Below are 18,914 nucleotides of genomic sequence, written 5' to 3'. Positions count from 1 at the left end.
CCGCGCGGTTTCGGGGCGAGACTAACGGGGCCATTGGCGATGTCCAGACCGCCGCACCGTCACGATGTCGTAGGCGCCGTAGCCGTTGAACCGGGTGTTGGTGGCGGTCGAATAGGCCCCGATGCCGTCGAAGATGACGTAATCGCCTTCGGCCACGTCACCGGGCAGGTCCACGGTTTCCGGCAGGACGTCGAGGCTGTCGCAGGTCGGCCCGAAGAGCACTCGCGGTCGGGGATGACCCCGTCGCATGTCGCCTTCGGGCGTCACCACGCGGAGACGTTGATGCGGACCCATGATCGGCAGTTCGGCGAGCAGGCCGTAAATGCCATCGTTGAGGAACAATCCGCCGCACTCGCGCTCGGCCTTGACCTTGAAGGCCGCCGTGAACGCGTCGGCGACCATTGCCCGCCCCGGCTCGCAGACAAGTTTCGGCGGATCGGTCGGAAAAACGCGGCGCACGGTTGCCTCGATTGCCTCCAGGATCGGCTCGAGTGCCGCCCCTTTGCCCCGGTCGGACGGGAAACCGCCGCCCACGTTGAGACGCGCGAGCGTGACGCCTGCGCCCTCGGCGACGGCGCCGCAGGTCTCGATATAACGGACCCAGGCATCGGGGGATTTGCATTGGGTGCCGGGGTGGAAGGTCATCGACGGCACATATCCGGCCGCCACGACAGCGCGGAGCAAGGCCGCCGCGCCTTCGGGCGTTTCGCCGAACTTGGTGCCGAAATGGTAGGCCGCGCCATCTACGGGCAAGGCGAGGCGCACGGACATTTCCGCACCCTTCGGCACGGCTTCGGCAAGTTTTTCCAACTCTCCGAACCCGTCCACCGAATACGAGGCGACTCCGGCCTTGACCGCCGCGTCGATTTCCCACCGTCCGCGCACGGGGTTGTTGTAATGAAGCACGGCTTCCGGGACGAGCGCCCGGACCGCGTCGATCTCGGCGGGCGAGGCCACGTCGAAGGCCCGCATTCCGCCACGGGCGAGCGTCGCGATCACGCCGGGATTGTCATTCGCCTTCACGGCATAGGTCACTTCACCCGAAAAGCCTTCGCGAAACCGCGCATGGGTCGCGTCGAGCGCCTCGGGCGCGAAGTAGAGGACGGGGTCGGTCGGTCGGGTCGCTTGAAGATGGTCGATCTCCGTGGCCCAGATAGGTGAAAATCGGGACATATGTGCTCCTGCTCGCTTATTCCTTGATGGTCGCGCGCAAATGCGCCGATTCAAATGGTCGGAAAGGGCGAATTGGTGTTTACTTTCGGCAAATCGTCGGCTTGCCTGACGATATGGATGATACCGACCGCCAACTGCTTTCCCTGCTTGCGGAAAACGCCCGCCGGCCGGTCGCCGATCTTGCCCGTGATCTGGGTCTTGCGCGGTCGACCGTGCAGGCGCGGCTGGAGCGGCTCGAGCGCACCGGAGCGATTGCCGGCTATGCCGTTCGACTGGGCCAGGATATCCGGCGCGGCGAGATTCGCGCGACCGTGCTTCTGGCGCTGGAACCTCGTGCAACGGGCGCTGTCGTTACCCGGCTGGCCAAGATGCCGGAGGTCGAAAGCGCGCATACCGCGTCGGGCCGCGCCGACCTCGTCCTCACCCTCGCGGCACCAACCACGGCGGAACTCGACGCCGCCCTCGATCTTTTAGGAACCATCGACGGGGTGAAATCGACCGAGACGCTCATTCACCTCTCAACGAAAATCGACCGACTGGGACAGACCTGATGACATTCGAGACCCGCGCCACCCGGCCCATCGAGGGCCAGAAACCCGGCACGTCCGGGCTACGCAAGAAAACCGCCGTCTTCTCCGAACCCGATTACCTCGAGAATTACGTGCAGGCGATCTTCGACGTGATCGAACCGGCGGGAAAGACCTATGTGCTGGGCGGTGACGGGCGGTTCTTCAACGACAAGGCGATCCAGACGATCCTGCGCATGGGTGCAGCGAACGGCGTCGCACGGATGATCGTTGGGCGTGAAGGGATTTTGTCGACCCCGGCGGCGAGCCACCTCATCCGGATGAACGAAACCGATGGCGGGCTGATCTTGTCGGCCTCGCACAACCCGGGCGGACTCGAGGGTGATTTCGGTCTGAAATACAACATCGCCAACGGTGGCCCGGCCCCGGAGGCGATCACCGATGCGATCCATGCTCGCACCGAGGTGATCGGCGAATACCATATCGCGAAGGACACAGCACCGGACCTGTCGACCGTCGGGCAATACGCGCTCGGCGACATGCGGATCGATATTGTCGACCCGGTGGCGGATTACGCCGACCTGATGGAGACGCTGATCGACTTCGACGCGATCCGGGGTCTTTTTTCGCGGGGGTTCACTTTGCGTTTCGACGCGATGCACGCGGTCACGGGGCCCTATGCGACAGAGATCCTTGAGAAACGCCTCGGCGCGCGGGACGGTAGCGTGGTCAACGGCCTACCCTCGCCCGATTTCGGTGGCGGGCACCCGGACCCGAACCCGGTCTGGGCAAAGCCGCTGGTCGATCATCTGATGTCCGACGACGCCCCGGATTTCGGGGCGGCCTCGGACGGCGACGGCGACCGGAACATGATCCTGGGTCGCGGCATCTACGTCACGCCGTCCGACAGCCTTGCCGTGATCGCCGCCAATGCTCATCTCGCCCCCGGCTATGCCGACGGAATCAAGGGCATCGCACGCTCCATGCCCACATCGGGCGCCGCCGACCGGGTGGCCGAGGCGCTTGGCATCGAAGCGCACCAGACGCCCACAGGCTGGAAATTCTTCAGCACCCTTCTGGATGCAGGCCGCGCCACCATATGCGGCGAAGAGAGCGCGGGCACGGGGTCGGACCACGTGCGGGAAAAAGACGGGCTCTGGGCCGTGCTGATGTGGCTCAACATCCTCGCCGTGCGGGGGCAGTCGGTGAAGGACATCATGGACGAGCACTGGGCGCGTTACGGCCGCACCTATTATTCGCGGCATGATTACGAGGAGATCGACGCGGAGATCGCCAACGCGCTGATCGGCGACCTGAAAGGCAAGCTCGCGACGCTTCCAGGCCATGACGCCAACGGCCTGACCGTCACGGAAGCGGAGGATTTCGACTATACCGACCCCGTCGATGGTTCCACCGCAAAATCTCAAGGCGTGATCCTGCATTTCGAAGGCGGCGGACGCGCCGTGCTGCGGCTGTCCGGCACGGGCACGGCGGGGGCGACGATCCGGCTCTACCTCGAACGCCACGAAGACCCGTCGGGCGACCTTGTCCAAGACCCGCAGGACGCGTTGGCCGACGTGGCGCGCGCCGCCGACGCCATCGCGGACATCCGCAAACGTACGGGTCGGGACGCGCCGGACGTCATAACCTGATCCGCTCATAGGTGCGGCTGGCAGATTTTCGTCCCCCCACCTTTCCCTTATCCGGCAAGGGCGTTATCACCCGTTGCGACCCGGATGCTTGAGGACGATCACGATGAGCATGGACAAGACCTTCGACGCGGCCACCGCCGAGCCGCGCATCACCGCCAAATGGCTCGAAGAAGGCGCGTTTCGCGCGGGCGCGAATGCCTCGCGCAAGGAAACCTTCACCGTGATGATCCCGCCGCCCAACGTGACCGGCGCTCTGCACGTGGGTCATGCGTTCAACAACACGCTTCAGGACATCCTCGTGCGCTGGCACCGGATGCGCGGCTTCGACACGCTTTGGCAGCCGGGTCAGGACCATGCAGGCATCGCGACCCAGCTTCAGGTCGAGAAAATGCTGGCCGCGACCCAGCAGCCTTCGCGCCGTGAACTCGGCCGCGAGGAATTTCTCAACAAGGTCTGGGAATGGAAAGGGCAGTACGGCGGCACCATCGTCGAGCAGCTCAAACGCCTTGGCGCCTCCTGCGACTGGGACCGCAACGCGTTTACGATGGCCGGGGCCGATGGCGATCCGCGCACGGGCCATGAGAATTCGGCCAACTTCCATGACGCTGTCATCAAGGTCTTTCTCGACATGTACGAGAAGGGCTTCATCTACCGTGGCAAGCGGCTGGTGAACTGGGACCCGCATTTCGAGACAGCAATCTCGGACCTCGAGGTTGAGAACATCGAAGTGCAGGGCCACATGTGGCACTTCAAATACCCGCTGGCGGGGGGCGAAACCTATACCTATGTCGAGAAGGACGAGGACGGGAAGGTCGTGCTGACCGAAGAGCGCGACTATATCTCCATCGCCACGACCCGGCCCGAAACCATGCTGGGCGACGGTGCGGTCGCGGTGCATCCCAAGGATGAACGCTACGCGCCCATCGTCGGCAAGCTCTGCGAGATCCCGGTGGGGCCGAAGGAGCACCGCCGCCTGATCCCGATCATCACGGACGAATATCCAGACCCTGACTTCGGCTCCGGTGCCGTCAAGATCACCGGCGCGCATGATTTCAACGACTACGGCGTCGCGTCGCGCGGTGGCATCCCGATGTACCGGCTGATGGACATGAAAGGCGCGATGCGCGAGGACGGCGAGGATTACGCCACCTGCGCCACCCGTGCGCAGCAGATCGCTGAGGGCGCCGATTTCACCGGTGCGGAAGTCGACACGCTGAACCTCGTCCCTGACGATCTTCGCGGCCTCGACCGGTTCGAGGCACGTGAAAAGGTGGTCGAGCAGATCAATGCAGAAGGTCTTGCGGTGACGACCACTGACGAGGACGGCAACACCGTGCCTTACGTCGAGAACAAGCCGATCATGCAGCCCTTCGGCGACCGCTCAAAGGTCGTGGTCGAGCCGATGCTGACCGACCAATGGTTCGTGGATGCCGAGAAGGTCGTCGGCCCTGCGCTCGACGCCGTGCGCGACGGGCGCACGAAGATCATCCCGGAATCGGGCGAGAAGACCTATTACCATTGGCTCGAGAACATCGAACCCTGGTGTATCTCGCGCCAGCTCTGGTGGGGCCATCAGATCCCGGTCTGGTACGGGCTGGACCTGTCCTACGAGGATTTCGTCTCGGCCGACGGCGATCTGGACGAGGTCGAGATGCTCAAGGTGCTGATCGGCGGGCTGGTCCACCGGGGCGAGGTCCACCACGCTGCCGAAACCTTCAATGGTGTGACCGAGTATTTCATGGACGAGATCGCGGACACGCCGGTGCCCCTGAGCCACATGCGGATCGTCGAAGTCGCGGACAAGAAGGAAGCGATCGACCGGCTGGCCGAAACGCTCGCCCAATACACGATCGACCAGGACCCGTCGAAACTGGTCTATCCCGTCTGGCGCGATCCGGATGTTCTGGACACCTGGTTCTCATCCGGCCTCTGGCCCATCGGGACACTCGGCTGGCCTGACGAGACCGATGAACTGGCCAAGTATTTCCCGACCGACGTGCTCGTCACCGGGTTCGACATCCTCTTTTTCTGGGTCGCCCGGATGATGATGATGCAGCTCGCCGTGGTCGGGAAAGAGCCGTTCCACACGGTTTATCTGCATCAGCTCGTCCGCGACGAGAAGGGCAAGAAGATGTCGAAGACGACCGGAAACGTCATCGACCCGCTGGAGATCATCGACGAATACGGCGCGGATGCGCTGCGCTTCACCAATGCGTCCATGGCCGCGATCGGTGGGGTTCTGAAACTGTCCGAGGAACGGATCAAGGGCTACCGAAACTTCGGCACGAAGATCTGGAACGCGGCGCGGTTTGCGGAAATGAACGAGTGCAAGCCGGACGCTGGTTTCGACCCCGCGAACGTCACCCAGACGGTGAACAAGTGGATCGTATCCGAGACCGCCCGCATCCGCGAAACGGTGGACGAGGCGATCACCGCCTATCGTTTCAACGACGCAGCGAACGGTCTTTATGCCTATGTCTGGGGCAAGGTCTGCGACTGGTACGTCGAGTTCTCGAAGCCACTGTTGGGTTCGAACGACGCGAGCGTGGTGGCCGAAACCCGTGCGACCATGGCCTGGGTCATCGACCAGTGCCTGATCCTCCTCCACCCGATCATGCCTTTCATCACGGAAGAGCTCTGGGGGCAGATTTCCGAGCGCGACAGCATGCTCGTGCATCGCGACTGGCCGACCTACGGCGCGGAGCTGATCGACGAGGCAGCCGACCGCGAGATGAACTGGGTCATCAAGCTGATCGAAGACGTCCGCTCGGCCCGTGCGCAGATGCATGTCCCCGCCGGCCTCAAGATTCCGCTGATCCTGCGCGACCTGGACGAAGCGGGCCGCGCGGCCTTCACCACCAACGAGGCGCTCATCTTCAAGATGGCGCGGATCGACAGCGTCAGCGAATTGGTCGAGCTGCCCAAGGGCTGCGTGACGATCCCGGTGGACGGCGGCACCTTCGCCCTGCCCCTCGCCGACATTATCGACGTGGACGAGGAAAAGGCCCGGCTGGAGAAGACGCGCGGCAAGTTGGAGAAGGAGATCGGCGGGCTCAGGGGCCGGCTGAACAATCCCAAATTCGCCGAGAACGCGCCGGACGACGTGGTGGCCGAGGCACAAGCCAATCTCGACGCGCGCGAGGACGAAGCCGCGAAGATCGACGAAGCTTTGCAGCGCCTGTCCGAACTCGGCTAAGGTATTGCGCCGGGGCTTCGCCCCGTCGCGAGGCCCTCGCTTCGCTCGGGTTTCATCGTGCCATAAATATGCATATCCGCGTGGTCTCGCCCTTGGCGAGGCCGCGCATAAAAATGTGCGCCGCAGGCGCTCCTTGTGGAGGTTGGCGAAGAACTTTCTTGCCTCCGGCGGGCATATTTTCGGCACGATGAAAGGATTTGTTAACCTTGATGGGCCAATGTTTTTTCACGGTACAGGCAGGCATGCCGATGGCCGTGCACGGTGAAAGCCGAAGACCCTGTAGCCCCGGTTGCAGGGTCTTTCGCTTGGCAAGGCGCGCGCAGCGGGATAACCCGTGGCCATGAAGATCATTCGGGATTTCCAATTCGTCGATCAATCCGACCGGGGTGCGTCCGCCGCGATCGGGAATTTCGACGGTGTGCATCGTGGCCACCAATACGTCATCGACATTGCGCTGGCCGAGGCGGAGAAGCGGGGCGCGCCGCTTGGGGTCATGACCTTCGAGCCGCATCCGCGTGAATATTTCGCGCCGGACGCGCCCGATTTCCGGCTTATGAATGCCGAGGCACGGGCGAACAGGCTCAAATGGTTGGGGGTCGACAAGCTCTATGAGCTGACCTTCAACGACACGTTGTCCGCGCTTGCGCCCGAAGACTTCGCGCAGCGGGTGATTGTCGATGGTCTCGGCCTGTCACACGTCGTTGTCGGGCGGGATTTTCATTTCGGCGCGAAACGCGCCGGTGATACCGAAACGTTGAAAGAGCTCGGTCTCGCGTTGGGGTTCGGCGTAACCGTTGCGCCGCTTATGGAGGTGGATGGGCTCGAGATTTCCTCCACTGCGATCCGCGAGGCTCTGAGCGAAGGCCGGGTGCGCGACGCGGCGACAATGCTGGGGCACTGGCATCGGATCGACGGCATCGTCATCCGGGGCGACCAGCGCGGGCGCGACCTCGGCTATCCCACCGTGAACATGGCGCTGACCGGGCTGCATCAACCCAGGTTCGGGGTCTATGCGGTCAAGGTCGACGTGCTGTCAGGGCCGCACAAAGGCGCGTATAAAGGCGCTGCCAGCGTCGGCGTACGCCCGACCTTCGGCGAGAACATCCCCAACATCGAAACCTACCTTTTCGATTTTCAGGGCGACCTTTACGGCGCGCATCTGTCTGTGGCGCTGGTGGATTATCTGCGACCTGAGGAGAGGTTCGACAGTCTCGACGCGCTCATCACGCAAATGGATGCGGATTGCGCCGAGGCTCGGGCGATCCTCGACACGCTCTAGGGCCAGCCCACGAAAAAGGGGGCCACGCCGGACGCAGCCCCCTCTATCAGTCCGTCAAGACGTTCAGACGATGGTCGCCTCGGTCTTAGAGCGGATTTCGTCTTCGGTGACGTCGGGTGCCGTCTCGACGATCTTCAGCCCGCCTTCGACCACGTCGAACACGCCCAGATCGGTGATGATGCGGTCCACGACCCCCGTGCCGGTGAGCGGCAGGGTGCAGGCTTTGAGCAGCTTCGTCTCGCCCGCCTTGTTGGTGTGATCCATCACGACGACGACCTTTTCCACGCCCGCGACGAGGTCCATCGCGCCGCCCATGCCTTTCACGAGCTTTCCCGGGATCATCCAGTTCGCGAGGTCGCCGTTTTCGGCCACTTCCATCGCGCCGAGGATCGCGGCGGCGATTTTGCCGCCCCGGATCATGCCGAAGGACATGGCGCTGTCGAAATAGGCGGTGCGGTTGAGTTCCGTAATCGTCTGCTTGCCCGCGTTGATCAGGTCCGGGTCTTCTTCGCCCTCATAGGGGAACGGTCCCATGCCGAGCATGCCGTTTTCCGACTGGAGCGTGATATCTTTGTCGCCCACGTAGTTGGCGACCAGCGTCGGGATGCCGATCCCGAGGTTCACGTACATGCCGTCTTCGAGTTCCTCTGCGGCGCGTGCCGCCATCTGATTACGATCCCAGGGCATCAGGCTTCCTCACTTCTTTGCTGGTCGGCGCGTGGCCATGAAAACCGGTTTCCACTTTTCATTACGCTTCCTCCCGCTTGCGCACCGTGCGCTGTTCGATCCGTTTTTCGTGCTCACCCTGGATGATCCGGTGCACGTAGATACCCGGCAGGTGGATGGTGTCGGGGTCGAGCGACCCGCGCGGCACGATTTCCTCGACTTCGACGACGCAGACCTTGCCGCACATCGCCGCTGGCGGGTTGAAGTTGCGCGCAGTCTTGCGGAAGACGAGGTTGCCGGTGTCGTCGGCCTTCCACGCCTTGACGATGGACAGGTCCGCGAAGATGCCTTCTTCGAGGATGTAGTGCTCTCCGCGGAAGACTTTCACTTCCTTGCCTTCACCGATCTGCGTGCCGTAGCCGGTCTTGGTGTAGAAACCTGGAATACCGGCGCCGCCTGCGCGCATCCGTTCGGCAAGCGTGCCCTGCGGGTTGAACTCGAGCTCGAGTTCGCCCGACAGATACTGACGCATGAATTCCGCGTTTTCACCGACGTAGGACGACATCATCTTCTTGATCTGCTTGGTCTCGAGCAACTTGCCGAGCCCGAATCCATCAACCCCCGCATTGTTGGATGCCACGGTCAGATCCTTGACGCCGCTTTTCACAAGCGCATCAATCAGAAGTTCGGGGATGCCACATAGGCCGAACCCCCCTGCGGCGATCAGCATCCCGTCATGCAGGAGGCCGTCCAGGGCCTCATCGGCCGTGTCGTACACTTTCTTCATTCCATCCTCGTCCTGTTTGTTGTCCGTCTCGTCTGTCGTATCGGTGCTTGGGCGCCCCTCGCTCTCGGGCCTATCATGCCGTTGCGGCAAGTGCAGCACCAGAAAGTATCATCTCGACACGAGAAAGCCCCGCATCGGATGCGGGGCCTAAAGGTCCGGTCGCATGCACGGCCATCGCCTCTTCTCCGATTGCCGGCATAGCTAGCAAAGCCGGCTCGGTCGGGCAACAATTCGGACTTAGGTAAGAATACCTAGGCAACTCCGCTTTCGGCGTCTTGCCGCGTCACGCGGCGGGCCAAGGCATTGCCTTGAAATCCTCGCGGAAGGCGAACCGTTCGAGATGGCGGTCGATCACGTTCTGCAATCCGGGGATGTCGTCGGCATTCTCGGTTTCGACCTGCACCCAAAGGCCGCTTTCATCGGCCTTCATACGCGCCTCGCCGGAGCGGAGTTTGACGTATCCCGCCTCCGGCGTGAACTCCACCTCGGTCTTGTGTCCAAAGTGTTTGCAGAGCTGTTGGAGGTATTGCGACCCCTTCTCGGTGGTCCAATAAGCTTCACTGGTGACCATGTATCGGTCCTTTCGATATACCATAGTTTTTTTATCAGGTAATCGAATGGCAGGCCAATTTGCAAGACCTCCGACCATCGCGTTGCCGCACAATGTCATGTGCGGAAATCGCGACAGGCCAATCAGAATGGAGTTGGATCTGCGCGGGCGCGCGACCAGAGCGCTCGTCGTGACCCGGATCAGACCCGGGACCGCATGGCGGTCTCAGCCTTCGATCGCCTTGATCATATCAACCCGCGTTGCATGACGCCCGCCTTCGAATTCGGCCTCGAGAAACGCATCCACGATATCGAGCGCCAGCCCCTCTCCGACGACGCGCGCGCCGAGCGACAGGATGTTGGCGTCGTTGTGCTGCCGGATCATCCGGGCCGAGAACGGATCCATGCAGACGCCACAGCGGACCCCGTTGACCTTGTTGGCGGCCATCATGATCCCCTGCCCCGTGCCGCACAGAATGATCCCCAGATCAGCCTCGCCGTCTGCAACCTTCCGTGCCGCCGCTTCGCCATGCATTGGATAATGCGTGCTCTCGGGTGTCGTAGGGCCGATGTCTTCGACGGTATGCCCCTTGGCGGTGATATGCGCGGCAATCGCCTGGCGAAGTTCGATGGCGGCATGGTCGGACGACATGACGATACGCTTGGACATGGGGACCTCTTGGTTGGTTGGGTGTCGGGCACGTCATAGCAGAGCGTGAGCGGATGGATAGGGGCGATGGGCGAGTTGGCTTTGAGCGGTCTATGGATGGTCGCGTCTTCGTCGCGAAACGGAAGCAGTGCATAGGGAGCGAGCCTTTGTCCATGTTTGCCAGAATTCCGATTTTGGATTGTCAGCAAACAGCCGAAGATGTTCTCCTCTTCGTTAGGAGATTCTTCATGGACTATTCGGCATTTAGGGACGGCGAACGCAAGGGATGGTCGAAACGCGCAGAACTTTACGGTGACGCGACCGCTCGGGCAACGCTTCAGACCATTCCAAAGCTCCTAGACCATGCAATGCTTTTCCCGGGTGCAAAGGTGCTGGACGCGGGATGCGGGCCCGGATTTGTCGCTGCGACTGCAAAACTCCTTGGCGCTGTCGCCGAAGGCATCGACTTCTCGGAAAGGATGGTCGAGCAGGCGAAAGTCCAGTTTCCAGACATCAAATTCTCTGTCGCCGACGCTGAAGATTTGCCTGCTCAGGACGCAACATTCGACGTAGTGCTGAGCAACATCGTTCTGTTTCACGTCACCGACCCGGAAAAGGCGATGGCCGAGGCTCGCCGTGTCCTTAAACCAACTGGAAGGTTTGTGTTTAGCCAATGGCTCGGACCCGACCGTTCCGAGTGTTACCGGCTCTTGTTCGATGTTTTGGGGCGACACGCGGACATGTCACGAGCAGACCCTGCGCCGAACGCCTATGTCTTGTCCGATGAGGCCAACGTTTCCGAGATGATGAGACGCGCAGGCTTCGCCGACATAAAGGCCGAGATCGTCGAGAATGTTCTGCATGCACCGGGTCCCAGCTTTTTTGACTTCTTCATGAAATTCGGTGTTCGCGTGCCCCTAATCATCGAACGGCAAGAACGCGACGCGCAGGACACCATTCGAAATGAGGTCGATAAGGTAACAGAACCGTATCTCTCGGAAGGTGTATACAAGTTGCCTATGCCCAGCATCGTCTTTTCGGGTCGAGCGGCTTAAGGCGGCGGGTGCGATGGCAGCCGTTCGTGTCATATGCAGCATTTTCAGGGGGATGGGACCATATATGACCTTCGCCCCATACCGCGCTACAATCCGCATAGAACCGAGAGCGGGCTTTTTGAAATCCAATGAAGGGCGGCGCGCGTCTTGCACGCTCCACCAAAACCAAAAGCCCCGCCGTATCCGGCAGGGCTTCTAACCTCTCCCGTCCGGGAGATTGGTGCGGTCGAGAAGACTCGAACTTCCACGGGAGTTACCCCACAGCGACCTCAACGCTGCGCGTCTACCAATTCCGCCACGACCGCACGTCTTGGCTTGGTGGCGCGGTCAATACCGTTAGATTCGAGAGATGTGAAGGGGGTATTTCCGTTTTCGGCAAATTCCTGTCCCAAGGCCCCTGCCCCACCTCACCGGGCCGCTGTCGCCCGGCGGTCCTGCCACAGGCGAAAGCCCACATAGGCCAGCGCCATCGCCATCGTCACCCACGCCAAGAACCCCGCGCCCGAATAGGCGTCCGGCGCGTCCGGACCAAACAGCACCTCGTGCATTCGTCGCCCCGGGACCAGCGCCAATGTTCCCGCAACGCCCAACCCCCAGAATGCCGTCGCCTTCATGATGCTCTGATGCGCGGTCACGTTCCGCCGGCGGATGGCGCGCACTGCAAGCACCACGTTCACGAGCGTCAGGACCGACAGCGCGTGGATTGGCGAGAACGGGCCGATCAGCCGGATCTCGGTGATCAGAAACGACGACACGGACGCGATCACGATATTCGTCACCCACAGGTAGCCGGCAATCCGGTGCCAGTTGTCCCGGCGTTTGCGAAAAATCACGAGCGGCGTGAGCACCAGCGCCTCCAAAGCGGCGATGACATGGATCTGGACGGCGAGCGGGGCCGTCAGGAGCGGTTCGAGGGACATGGAAGCCTCCTTGTCTTGTGTGGATCGAAGTGGCACTTCTTTGGCCGAACGACGCCGCAGGTGACGAGCATGGATGAGCGAATTGGGGGGCGGGCTTCGTGAACGAACGGCCAGTGCAGATCGCGAAGCGTGAAATGCAAACGCTTTCCGCGACCCCCGGCGTCTGGATCGGGCTGGGCGCGGTCGGCTTGATCCTCGGGCTGGCAGGCCCTTTCGGCACCGAAGTGCTCCCGGTCCTTCCGAGGCTGGTCTACTGGGTCGTCGTCGCCGCCATCGGCTTCTTTCTCGGATCGCTGGTCGCCACGTTCGTGGCCGAAAGCCTGCGGGCGCTCCGGGTCGGCCTGTGGCCGGCGGTGGTCATCGCAGGCGCTGCCGCGGGTGTCGCCAATCTGCTGGCGCTTCTGGCCGTCAACTGGTTCGTCTTTCGACTGACGTTGTCCGAGCCGGGCTATCTTGCCGCGCTCGGGATCAACGTCATCATCATCTCGATCATCATCGCGGGGGCCTACGTGTCGATCGAGCGCACCATGACGCGCGGCTCGACACGCGCTTCGACCCGCATTCTCGACCGGCTGCCGATCGAGAAGCGCGGCCCTCTCATTTCCCTGTCGGTGCAGGATCACTATGTGGAGGTCGCCACGACGAAAGGAACGGAGCTCGTCCTACTGAGACTTTCAGACGCCATGGCCGAAGTGGGCGACACGCCCGGGCTTCAGGTACACCGGTCGCACTGGATCGCGACGGGTGCGGTCAAGTCGGCGCGCCGGGATGGGGCACGGGCGATTCTCACCATGGCGGACGGGCGTGACATTCCGGTGAGCCGGACATATCTCCCAGCCATCAAGGAGGCCGGGCTACTCCCCCGGTAACACGTATGGTCGAATGGGAAATCACCGAGGGTCTTACCGACTACGAGACCGCGGCGGCCCGCATGGAGGCGCGGGCAGAGGCAATCGCGGCAGGCGAGGCGGAAGAGCTGATCTGGCTGGTCGAGCACCCACCGCTCTATACAGCGGGCACATCCGCCAATGCGCGCGATCTGGTCGCGCCGGATCGCTTCCCGGTGCACGAGACCAAGCGCGGCGGGCAATACACCTATCATGGCCCCGGCCAGCGGGTGGTCTATGTCATGCTGAACGTTGGCGAGCGAGGCCGCGATGTCCGGGCCTTCGTCAAGCAGTTGGAAGCATGGGTGATCGCCACGCTGGACAGGTTCAACGTCAAAGGCGAGATCCGCGACGGGCGCGTCGGCGTCTGGGTGGTTCGCGACGACAAGCCCCGCTCCGTGACCGGAGACCGGACCGAGGACAAGATCGCGGCGATCGGCATTCGCCTGCGCCGCTGGGTGAGTTTCCACGGCATCTCGATCAACGTCGACCCCGATCTCGAACATTTCTCCGGCATCGTGCCCTGCGGTATCACCGAACATGGCGTCACATCGCTCGTGGACCTTGGTCTTCCCGTCACGATGGAGGACGTGGACGTGGCGCTGAAGCAGACATTCGAAGATGTCTTCTGAACCGTCGCATCGACAAGGCAACCTCGCGGACGACCTGCCCTATCCCGGCATGCGCCCGAAGACCCTTTCGCCCTTCATCCGGGCGAAAGAACGGTTGCAGTTCACGGGCTGGCTGCAATTCATCCCGCCCTTTGCGGTGGCGCTCGTTCTCGGGCTGGTCGCGTGGTTGTCCATCGCGCCGGGTTCGTCCGGCTGGATCTGGTTCGGTCGAGCGCTTGCGGCTTTCGCCGTCGCGCTGGTCGCCGTCGGACTTTTCGATCTCGCGCTCCTGAAGTTCCGACTGTTCAGCTTGCCCGACCGTCGTCCCCGCCCGGTAAAAGGCGACGATATCGCCGTGATGCGGGCGCGTCGTGCCTGTCGATCGTTTCAGCCTGTCCGGTTGACCAACCATGACATGACGACGTTAACCGACCTCGTCACAAAGCATCTCGTGCCGAGGGCAGACAATATCAGCAACGCCAGGATTCGCATCGAGCACCTGCGGCAACCGCTGCCGGTCTGGCCCGTGATCGGGGCTCGGGAATTCCTGATCCTGATCGTCCCGGGGCAATATGATCGCCACGCCGTCATCAAAGCGGGGCGGGTGATGCAGCATGTCGTGAACGGCCTGACGAAGCGCGGAATATCGACCTGTTGGATCGGGCCGGGAACTGACCGCGCCTCTGTCGAGGCGGCGCTTGGCGGTCGGTTCGATGCGTCGGACGAGCAGATCCTGTGCTCCGTTGCGGTCGGATACGGCTCCCGGTTCCGGCCGCTGCTCGCCCACGTCGCAGCAAAGGTCATGCACCGCCGACTCCCGCTCGTCGACCTGGCGTTCGAGGACGTGCCAGGCGTGCCGGCGCCTCTGTCGCGCCAACCCTACAAAGGCCTGCGTCCCGCGTTGGAAGCGTGCCGCTGGGCGCCCTCGTCCTACAACAGCCAAACCACGCGCGTGATCCTGTCCCGGTCCGGCCGGGCGCTCACAAGGGTTGCCTTCTGCGCGAAAACCGGGTCTCGCTATTATGCTCCGCTTGCACTCGGTATCTGGCTGGCGAACTGGGAAACGGCGATGTCCGCACTTGGGATCGAGGGGCATTTCGTCGCCAAGTCCGGCGTCGATCCTGTGGAAGAAGATCTGGTCCACGATGTCGATTGGATCGCCGACAACTGAGTGGCCAATCGCTGCAAATGCGCGCTCTGCGACAAAGCGACACTTGAAGTGCAACGCGGTAATCCGCATTTTGCGCACCAGAATTTGAGGTGGGATCACCCGATTCCATCGACAGGTCATCTGAACGCAATCACGAGGAACGCCATGAAAGCCATCCTGACAGCCGCCGCCGCTCTGGCCCTGACCACGACCGCAGTGTTCGCCGAAGGCGATGCCGCCGCCGGCGAGAACGATTTCAAGAAATGCAAGTCCTGCCACGCGATCACCACCGCGGACGGTGAATCGATCGTCAAGGGCGGCAAGACCGGACCGAACCTTCACGGCATCATCGGCCGTCAGGCAGGCACCGTCGAAGACTTCAAATATGGCGATAGCATCGTTGCCGCAGGTGAAGCCGGCCTTGTCTGGACCGAAGAGCTCCTGGTCGAATACGCCGCCGACCCGAAAGCGTTCCTGTCCGACTACCTCGGCGAAAGCGCGAAATCGAAAATGACCTTCAAACTGAAGGATGCGAGCGACGTCGCCGCCTACCTCGCGACGTTCTCGGAAGACGCCGGGTCGTAAGCGCACCAATAATGCCGGGGGTCTCCCCGCCAAGCCCCGTCGATCTTCGGCGGGGCTTTCTTTTGCCCGCCGCTCCGGTCGCGGCGCACCCCAGGCTCCCCAGGCGCTCCATTTTGACGGCGTGGGCCTGCCTGCCCGTTCGTCCGGGCCGAAATTGCGACATCCGGTCGCAGGCAAGCCTCTGAACGATAAAATCTTTCGCCTCACATGCAGGTATGTGAAGATTTGATCTCGGTCAAACCGCCTTGGACATTGCCCTGCGCGAATTGTCGCATTAAACACGTCGCAACTTCGGGGGGACGAGTCTCTTTCCTTCACCCGAGTGAAGCCAACGCCCCCGTGTGGGAAGGAAATATAGGGAGACCACAATGGCGGACGCAGCCATCCACGGTCATGACCACGAAGACAACCGCGGTTTCTTCACGCGCTGGTTCATGTCCACCAACCACAAAGACATCGGGATTCTCTACCTGATCACCTCGGCCATCGTCGGCCTGATCTCGGTCAGCTTCACGGTGCTCATGCGCCTCGAGCTGATGGACCCCGGCGTTCAGCACATGTGTCTCGAAGGCTTCCGCCTGATCGCCGACGCGTCGGCCGAATGTACGCCGAACGGCCACTTCTGGAACGTGATGATCACCTATCACGGCGTGCTGATGATGTTCTTCGTGGTCATTCCGGCGCTGTTCGGGGGCTTCGGCAACTACTTCATGCCACTCCAGATCGGCGCGCCGGACATGGCGTTCCCGCGGATGAACAACCTGTCCTTCTGGCTCTACGTCACCGGCACCTCGCTCGGCGTCGCGTCGCTGCTCGCTCCGGGCGGTAACGACCAGCTCGGCTCCGGTGTGGGCTGGGTGCTCTACCCGCCGCTGTCGACGACAGAAGGCGGCTATTCGATGGACCTCGCGATCTTCGCGGTCCACGTCTCGGGTGCGTCCTCGATCCTCGGCGCGATCAACATGATCACGACCTTCCTCAACATGCGTGCCCCCGGCATGACCATGTTCAAGGTGCCGCTCTTCGCCTGGTCGATCTTCGTGACCGCCTGGCTCATCCTTCTGGCTCTGCCGGTGCTCGCAGGCGCGATCACCATGCTCCTGATGGACCGCAACTTCGGGACGACCTTCTTCGACCCGTCGGGCGGCGGTGACCCGATCCTCTACCAGCACATCCTGTGGTTCTTCGGACACCCGGAAGTGTACATCGTGATCCTGCCCGGCTTCGGCCTCGTCTCCCACGTCTTCGCGACCTTCTCGCGCAAGCCGGTCTTCGGCTACCTGCCGATGGTCTGGGCGCTGATCGCCATCGGCGTGATCGGCTTCGTGGTCTGGGCGCACCACATGTACACGGTGGGCATGTCGCTTCAGCAGCAGTCCTACTTCATGCTGGCGACGATGGTGATCGCGGTGCCAACCGGCATCAAGATCTTCTCGTGGATCGCGACGATGTGGGGCGGTTCGATCGAGTTCAAGACGCCGATGCTCTTCGCTTTCGGCTTCCTGATCCTGTTCACCATCGGCGGCGTGACCGGCGTTGTCCTGTCGCAGGCCGGTGTCGACCGGGTCTATCACGACACCTATTACGTCGTGGCGCACTTCCACTACACCATGTCGATGGGTGCGGCCTTCACCATCTTCGCCGGGGTCTACTTCTGGCTCGGCAAGATGTCCGGCCGCCAGTATCCGGAAGCGCTCGGCAAGTTGCACTTCTGGATGTTCTTCATCGGCGTCAACCTGACCTTCTTCCCGCAGCACTTCCTCGGGCGTCAGGGCATGCCGCGCCGTTACATCGACTATCCTGAGGCCTTCGCCTACTGGAACAAGCTGTCGTCCTACGGTGCCTTCCTGTCCTTCGCCTCGTTCATCCTGTTCTTCGGCATCGTGATCTACACGCTCCGGGCCGGCCGCAGGATCACCGAGAAAAACTACTGGAACGAATACGCGGACACGCTGGAATGGACCCTGCCCACCCCGCCGCCGGAGCACACCTTCGAACAGCTCCCCAAGCGCGAGGACTGGGACCACGGCCACAGCCACTAAGGGCGGCCGGACCGAATGAACCAAAAGGCCCCGGTGGAAACGCCGGGGCCTTTTCATTGCGAAGGACGACCATTTTGCCGCCGCCTGCCCTACTCCTCGTCATACCGATCCCGGCGCTCATTGCGGCGGCGTTCGGGTTGCGCAGTTCGCTTGTCATGGCGGCGGGGCTCGTGGGTGCAGTGGCCTACATGATCATCGCCATGGCGTGGCCTTCGGAGATTGGCGAACCCTACGCGGACACCTATTACGTCGTCGGCTACATCGCTTTCGTGCAAAGCCTCGTGGTCGTGACCTTCTTTCTTCTTGTTGCACAGGCCATAAAGGAACGCCTGGGACACGAAGATCGGCGCACAACACTCGTTTTGTTTGCGATGGTCTTGCTCGGCGGAACGACGAGCGTTCTACCCCTCACGATACGGCCCCCTGCAACGGATGGCTGGGCGACCGGTCTCGCCGAAATCGCAGCCTACATCTTCATGGCCGGGCTGATCGGCCTCGTCATCACGATCGTGATCCGTCCCGTGATCCGCCGCCTGCGAGGAATGGTGTGATGCCCTATGAGTGGAACCATCCGATCACCGAGCCGCCCGTGCAGGACGCCCCGGGGCACGCCGAGGGCGGCGACCCCATCGCCGTGCTGCACCTCTGGCCCTACCGCTCGCTTCCGAAACGCGGCTTCGCCTTCGCCATCGGCTTCGCCTATGTCGCGCTGATGATCCCGGTCGCGGGCTTCGTCGGCACGGCGGCGATGTGGTGGCTCCTTGTCCCTGGCCTCATCGCCATCGCGGGTCTGTGGTGGTTCATCGGCAGGAGCTACCGCGACGGCGAGATCCTCGAAGAGCTCACGATCTGGCCGGATCACATGCGCCTGACCCGCACCGGCCCCCGCGCGCAACACGCGGAATGGGAAGCGAACCCGCATTGGGTCAGCGTCGAGCGCCACCGCGACAGCGGGCCGGTCAAGGATTACATCACGCTCAAAGGCAACGGGCGCGAGGTCGAGATCGGCGCGTTCCTGTCCGATGACGAGCGCCCCCGCCTCCATGACGAGCTGTCCCGCGCGCTGACGCTCGCGAAATCGCGCCGTCAGTGAACGGTTTCACCGTTCCATAAATACCTCGGGGTCGGTGCATCTTCGATGCACCGTCAGGGGCAGCGCCCCTGGTCGCGCGGCAATGCCGCGCTC

At 62.5% G+C, this 18,914-nt stretch carries 18 protein-coding genes and 1 tRNA gene; 12 read left to right on the top strand and 7 right to left on the bottom strand.

Features of this window, described 5'->3' with window-relative positions:
• Window positions 1–21: 21 nt before the first annotated feature.
• Window positions 22–1,173: a type III PLP-dependent enzyme gene (locus tag KJP28_RS07275; RefSeq protein WP_218391907.1), complete on the bottom strand. Its 1,152-nt coding sequence runs from the start codon at window positions 1,171–1,173 to the stop codon at window positions 22–24.
• Between the two features lie 113 nt (window positions 1,174–1,286).
• Here KJP28_RS07275 and KJP28_RS07270 point away from each other — a divergent pair, with 113 nt between their 5' ends.
• From KJP28_RS07270 to KJP28_RS07255, 4 genes are all read left to right on the top strand, one after another.
• Window positions 1,287–1,724: an Lrp/AsnC family transcriptional regulator gene (locus tag KJP28_RS07270; RefSeq protein WP_218391906.1), complete on the top strand. Its 438-nt coding sequence runs from the start codon at window positions 1,287–1,289 to the stop codon at window positions 1,722–1,724.
• Entirely contained in the window at window positions 1,724–3,352 is a 1,629-nt protein-coding gene (locus tag KJP28_RS07265; protein WP_218391905.1) for an alpha-D-glucose phosphate-specific phosphoglucomutase, read from the top strand. The genes KJP28_RS07270 and KJP28_RS07265 overlap by 1 nt, the downstream gene beginning before the upstream one ends.
• A 103-nt stretch (window positions 3,353–3,455) precedes the next feature.
• Window positions 3,456–6,548 (top strand): valine--tRNA ligase, encoded by a 3,093-nt coding sequence (locus KJP28_RS07260; RefSeq protein ID WP_218391904.1) that lies wholly within the window; start codon window positions 3,456–3,458, stop codon window positions 6,546–6,548.
• 340 nt (window positions 6,549–6,888) lie between these two features.
• Window positions 6,889–7,827, top strand: coding sequence for a bifunctional riboflavin kinase/FAD synthetase (locus KJP28_RS07255; protein WP_218392814.1), 939 nt, complete (start codon window positions 6,889–6,891; stop codon window positions 7,825–7,827).
• A gap of 63 nt (window positions 7,828–7,890) precedes the next feature.
• On the opposite strand, the gene KJP28_RS07250 is transcribed toward KJP28_RS07255, so the two are convergent.
• From KJP28_RS07250 to rpiB, 4 genes are all read right to left on the bottom strand, one after another.
• Window positions 7,891–8,514: a 3-oxoacid CoA-transferase subunit B gene (locus KJP28_RS07250; RefSeq protein ID WP_218391903.1), complete on the bottom strand. Its 624-nt coding sequence runs from the start codon at window positions 8,512–8,514 to the stop codon at window positions 7,891–7,893.
• Between the two features lie 61 nt (window positions 8,515–8,575).
• Entirely contained in the window at window positions 8,576–9,280 is a 705-nt protein-coding gene (locus KJP28_RS07245; RefSeq protein ID WP_218391902.1) for a CoA transferase subunit A, read from the bottom strand.
• Between the two features lie 283 nt (window positions 9,281–9,563).
• The gene (locus KJP28_RS07240) at window positions 9,564–9,851 is read right to left on the bottom strand and encodes a DUF2218 domain-containing protein (protein ID WP_218391901.1); all 288 of its coding nucleotides are present in this window, start codon (window positions 9,849–9,851) and stop codon (window positions 9,564–9,566) included.
• 204 nt (window positions 9,852–10,055) lie between these two features.
• Window positions 10,056–10,499, bottom strand: coding sequence for a ribose 5-phosphate isomerase B (gene rpiB / locus KJP28_RS07235; protein ID WP_218391900.1), 444 nt, complete (start codon window positions 10,497–10,499; stop codon window positions 10,056–10,058).
• Between the two features lie 227 nt (window positions 10,500–10,726).
• Here rpiB and KJP28_RS07230 point away from each other — a divergent pair, with 227 nt between their 5' ends.
• A complete protein-coding gene (locus KJP28_RS07230) occupies window positions 10,727–11,533 on the top strand; it encodes a class I SAM-dependent methyltransferase (RefSeq protein ID WP_218391899.1) in 807 nt (268 codons plus the stop codon).
• 218 nt (window positions 11,534–11,751) lie between these two features.
• Here the strand turns inward: KJP28_RS07230 and KJP28_RS07225 are convergent.
• Window positions 11,752–11,838, bottom strand: a tRNA-Leu gene (locus tag KJP28_RS07225).
• A 102-nt stretch (window positions 11,839–11,940) separates the two neighbouring features.
• Window positions 11,941–12,453 carry a DUF2306 domain-containing protein gene (locus tag KJP28_RS07220; RefSeq protein WP_218391898.1) on the bottom strand — a complete coding sequence of 171 codons (513 nt, stop codon included), beginning with the start codon at window positions 12,451–12,453 and terminating at the stop codon, window positions 11,941–11,943.
• Window positions 12,454–12,551: 98 nt separating this feature from the next.
• Between KJP28_RS07220 and KJP28_RS20080 the strand changes: the two genes are divergently transcribed.
• The 7 genes from KJP28_RS20080 to KJP28_RS07185 all read left to right on the top strand — a co-directional run bounded on the left by KJP28_RS20080 (window position 12,552) and on the right by KJP28_RS07185 (window position 18,821).
• Entirely contained in the window at window positions 12,552–13,322 is a 771-nt protein-coding gene (locus tag KJP28_RS20080; protein ID WP_218391897.1) for a LytTR family DNA-binding domain-containing protein, read from the top strand.
• 5 nt (window positions 13,323–13,327) lie between these two features.
• Entirely contained in the window at window positions 13,328–13,972 is a 645-nt protein-coding gene (gene lipB / locus KJP28_RS07210; protein WP_218391896.1) for a lipoyl(octanoyl) transferase LipB, read from the top strand.
• Window positions 13,962–15,122, top strand: coding sequence for a nitroreductase family protein (locus tag KJP28_RS07205; RefSeq protein WP_218391895.1), 1,161 nt, complete (start codon window positions 13,962–13,964; stop codon window positions 15,120–15,122). Before lipB ends, KJP28_RS07205 begins: the two co-directional genes overlap by 11 nt.
• Window positions 15,123–15,266: 144 nt before the next feature.
• The gene (locus KJP28_RS07200; protein WP_218391894.1) at window positions 15,267–15,686 is read left to right on the top strand and encodes a c-type cytochrome; all 420 of its coding nucleotides are present in this window, start codon (window positions 15,267–15,269) and stop codon (window positions 15,684–15,686) included.
• Between the two features lie 368 nt (window positions 15,687–16,054).
• Window positions 16,055–17,728, top strand: coding sequence for a cytochrome c oxidase subunit I (locus tag KJP28_RS07195; protein WP_218391893.1), 1,674 nt, complete (start codon window positions 16,055–16,057; stop codon window positions 17,726–17,728).
• Window positions 17,729–17,802: 74 nt separating this feature from the next.
• The gene (locus KJP28_RS07190) at window positions 17,803–18,279 is read left to right on the top strand and encodes a hypothetical protein (protein ID WP_218391892.1); all 477 of its coding nucleotides are present in this window, start codon (window positions 17,803–17,805) and stop codon (window positions 18,277–18,279) included.
• On the top strand, window positions 18,279–18,821 hold the full coding sequence (locus KJP28_RS07185; protein WP_218391891.1) for a DUF2244 domain-containing protein: 543 nt from the start codon (window positions 18,279–18,281) through the stop codon (window positions 18,819–18,821). Before KJP28_RS07190 ends, KJP28_RS07185 begins: the two co-directional genes overlap by 1 nt.
• Window positions 18,822–18,914: the final 93 nt, after the last annotated feature.

The sequence above is a fragment of the Maritimibacter dapengensis genome, from assembly GCF_019218265.1.
Lineage (GTDB): Bacteria > Pseudomonadota > Alphaproteobacteria > Rhodobacterales > Rhodobacteraceae > Maritimibacter > Maritimibacter dapengensis.
The sequence above is the reverse complement of the archived record's forward strand: the minus strand, read 5'-3'. Positions and strand labels throughout refer to the sequence as shown.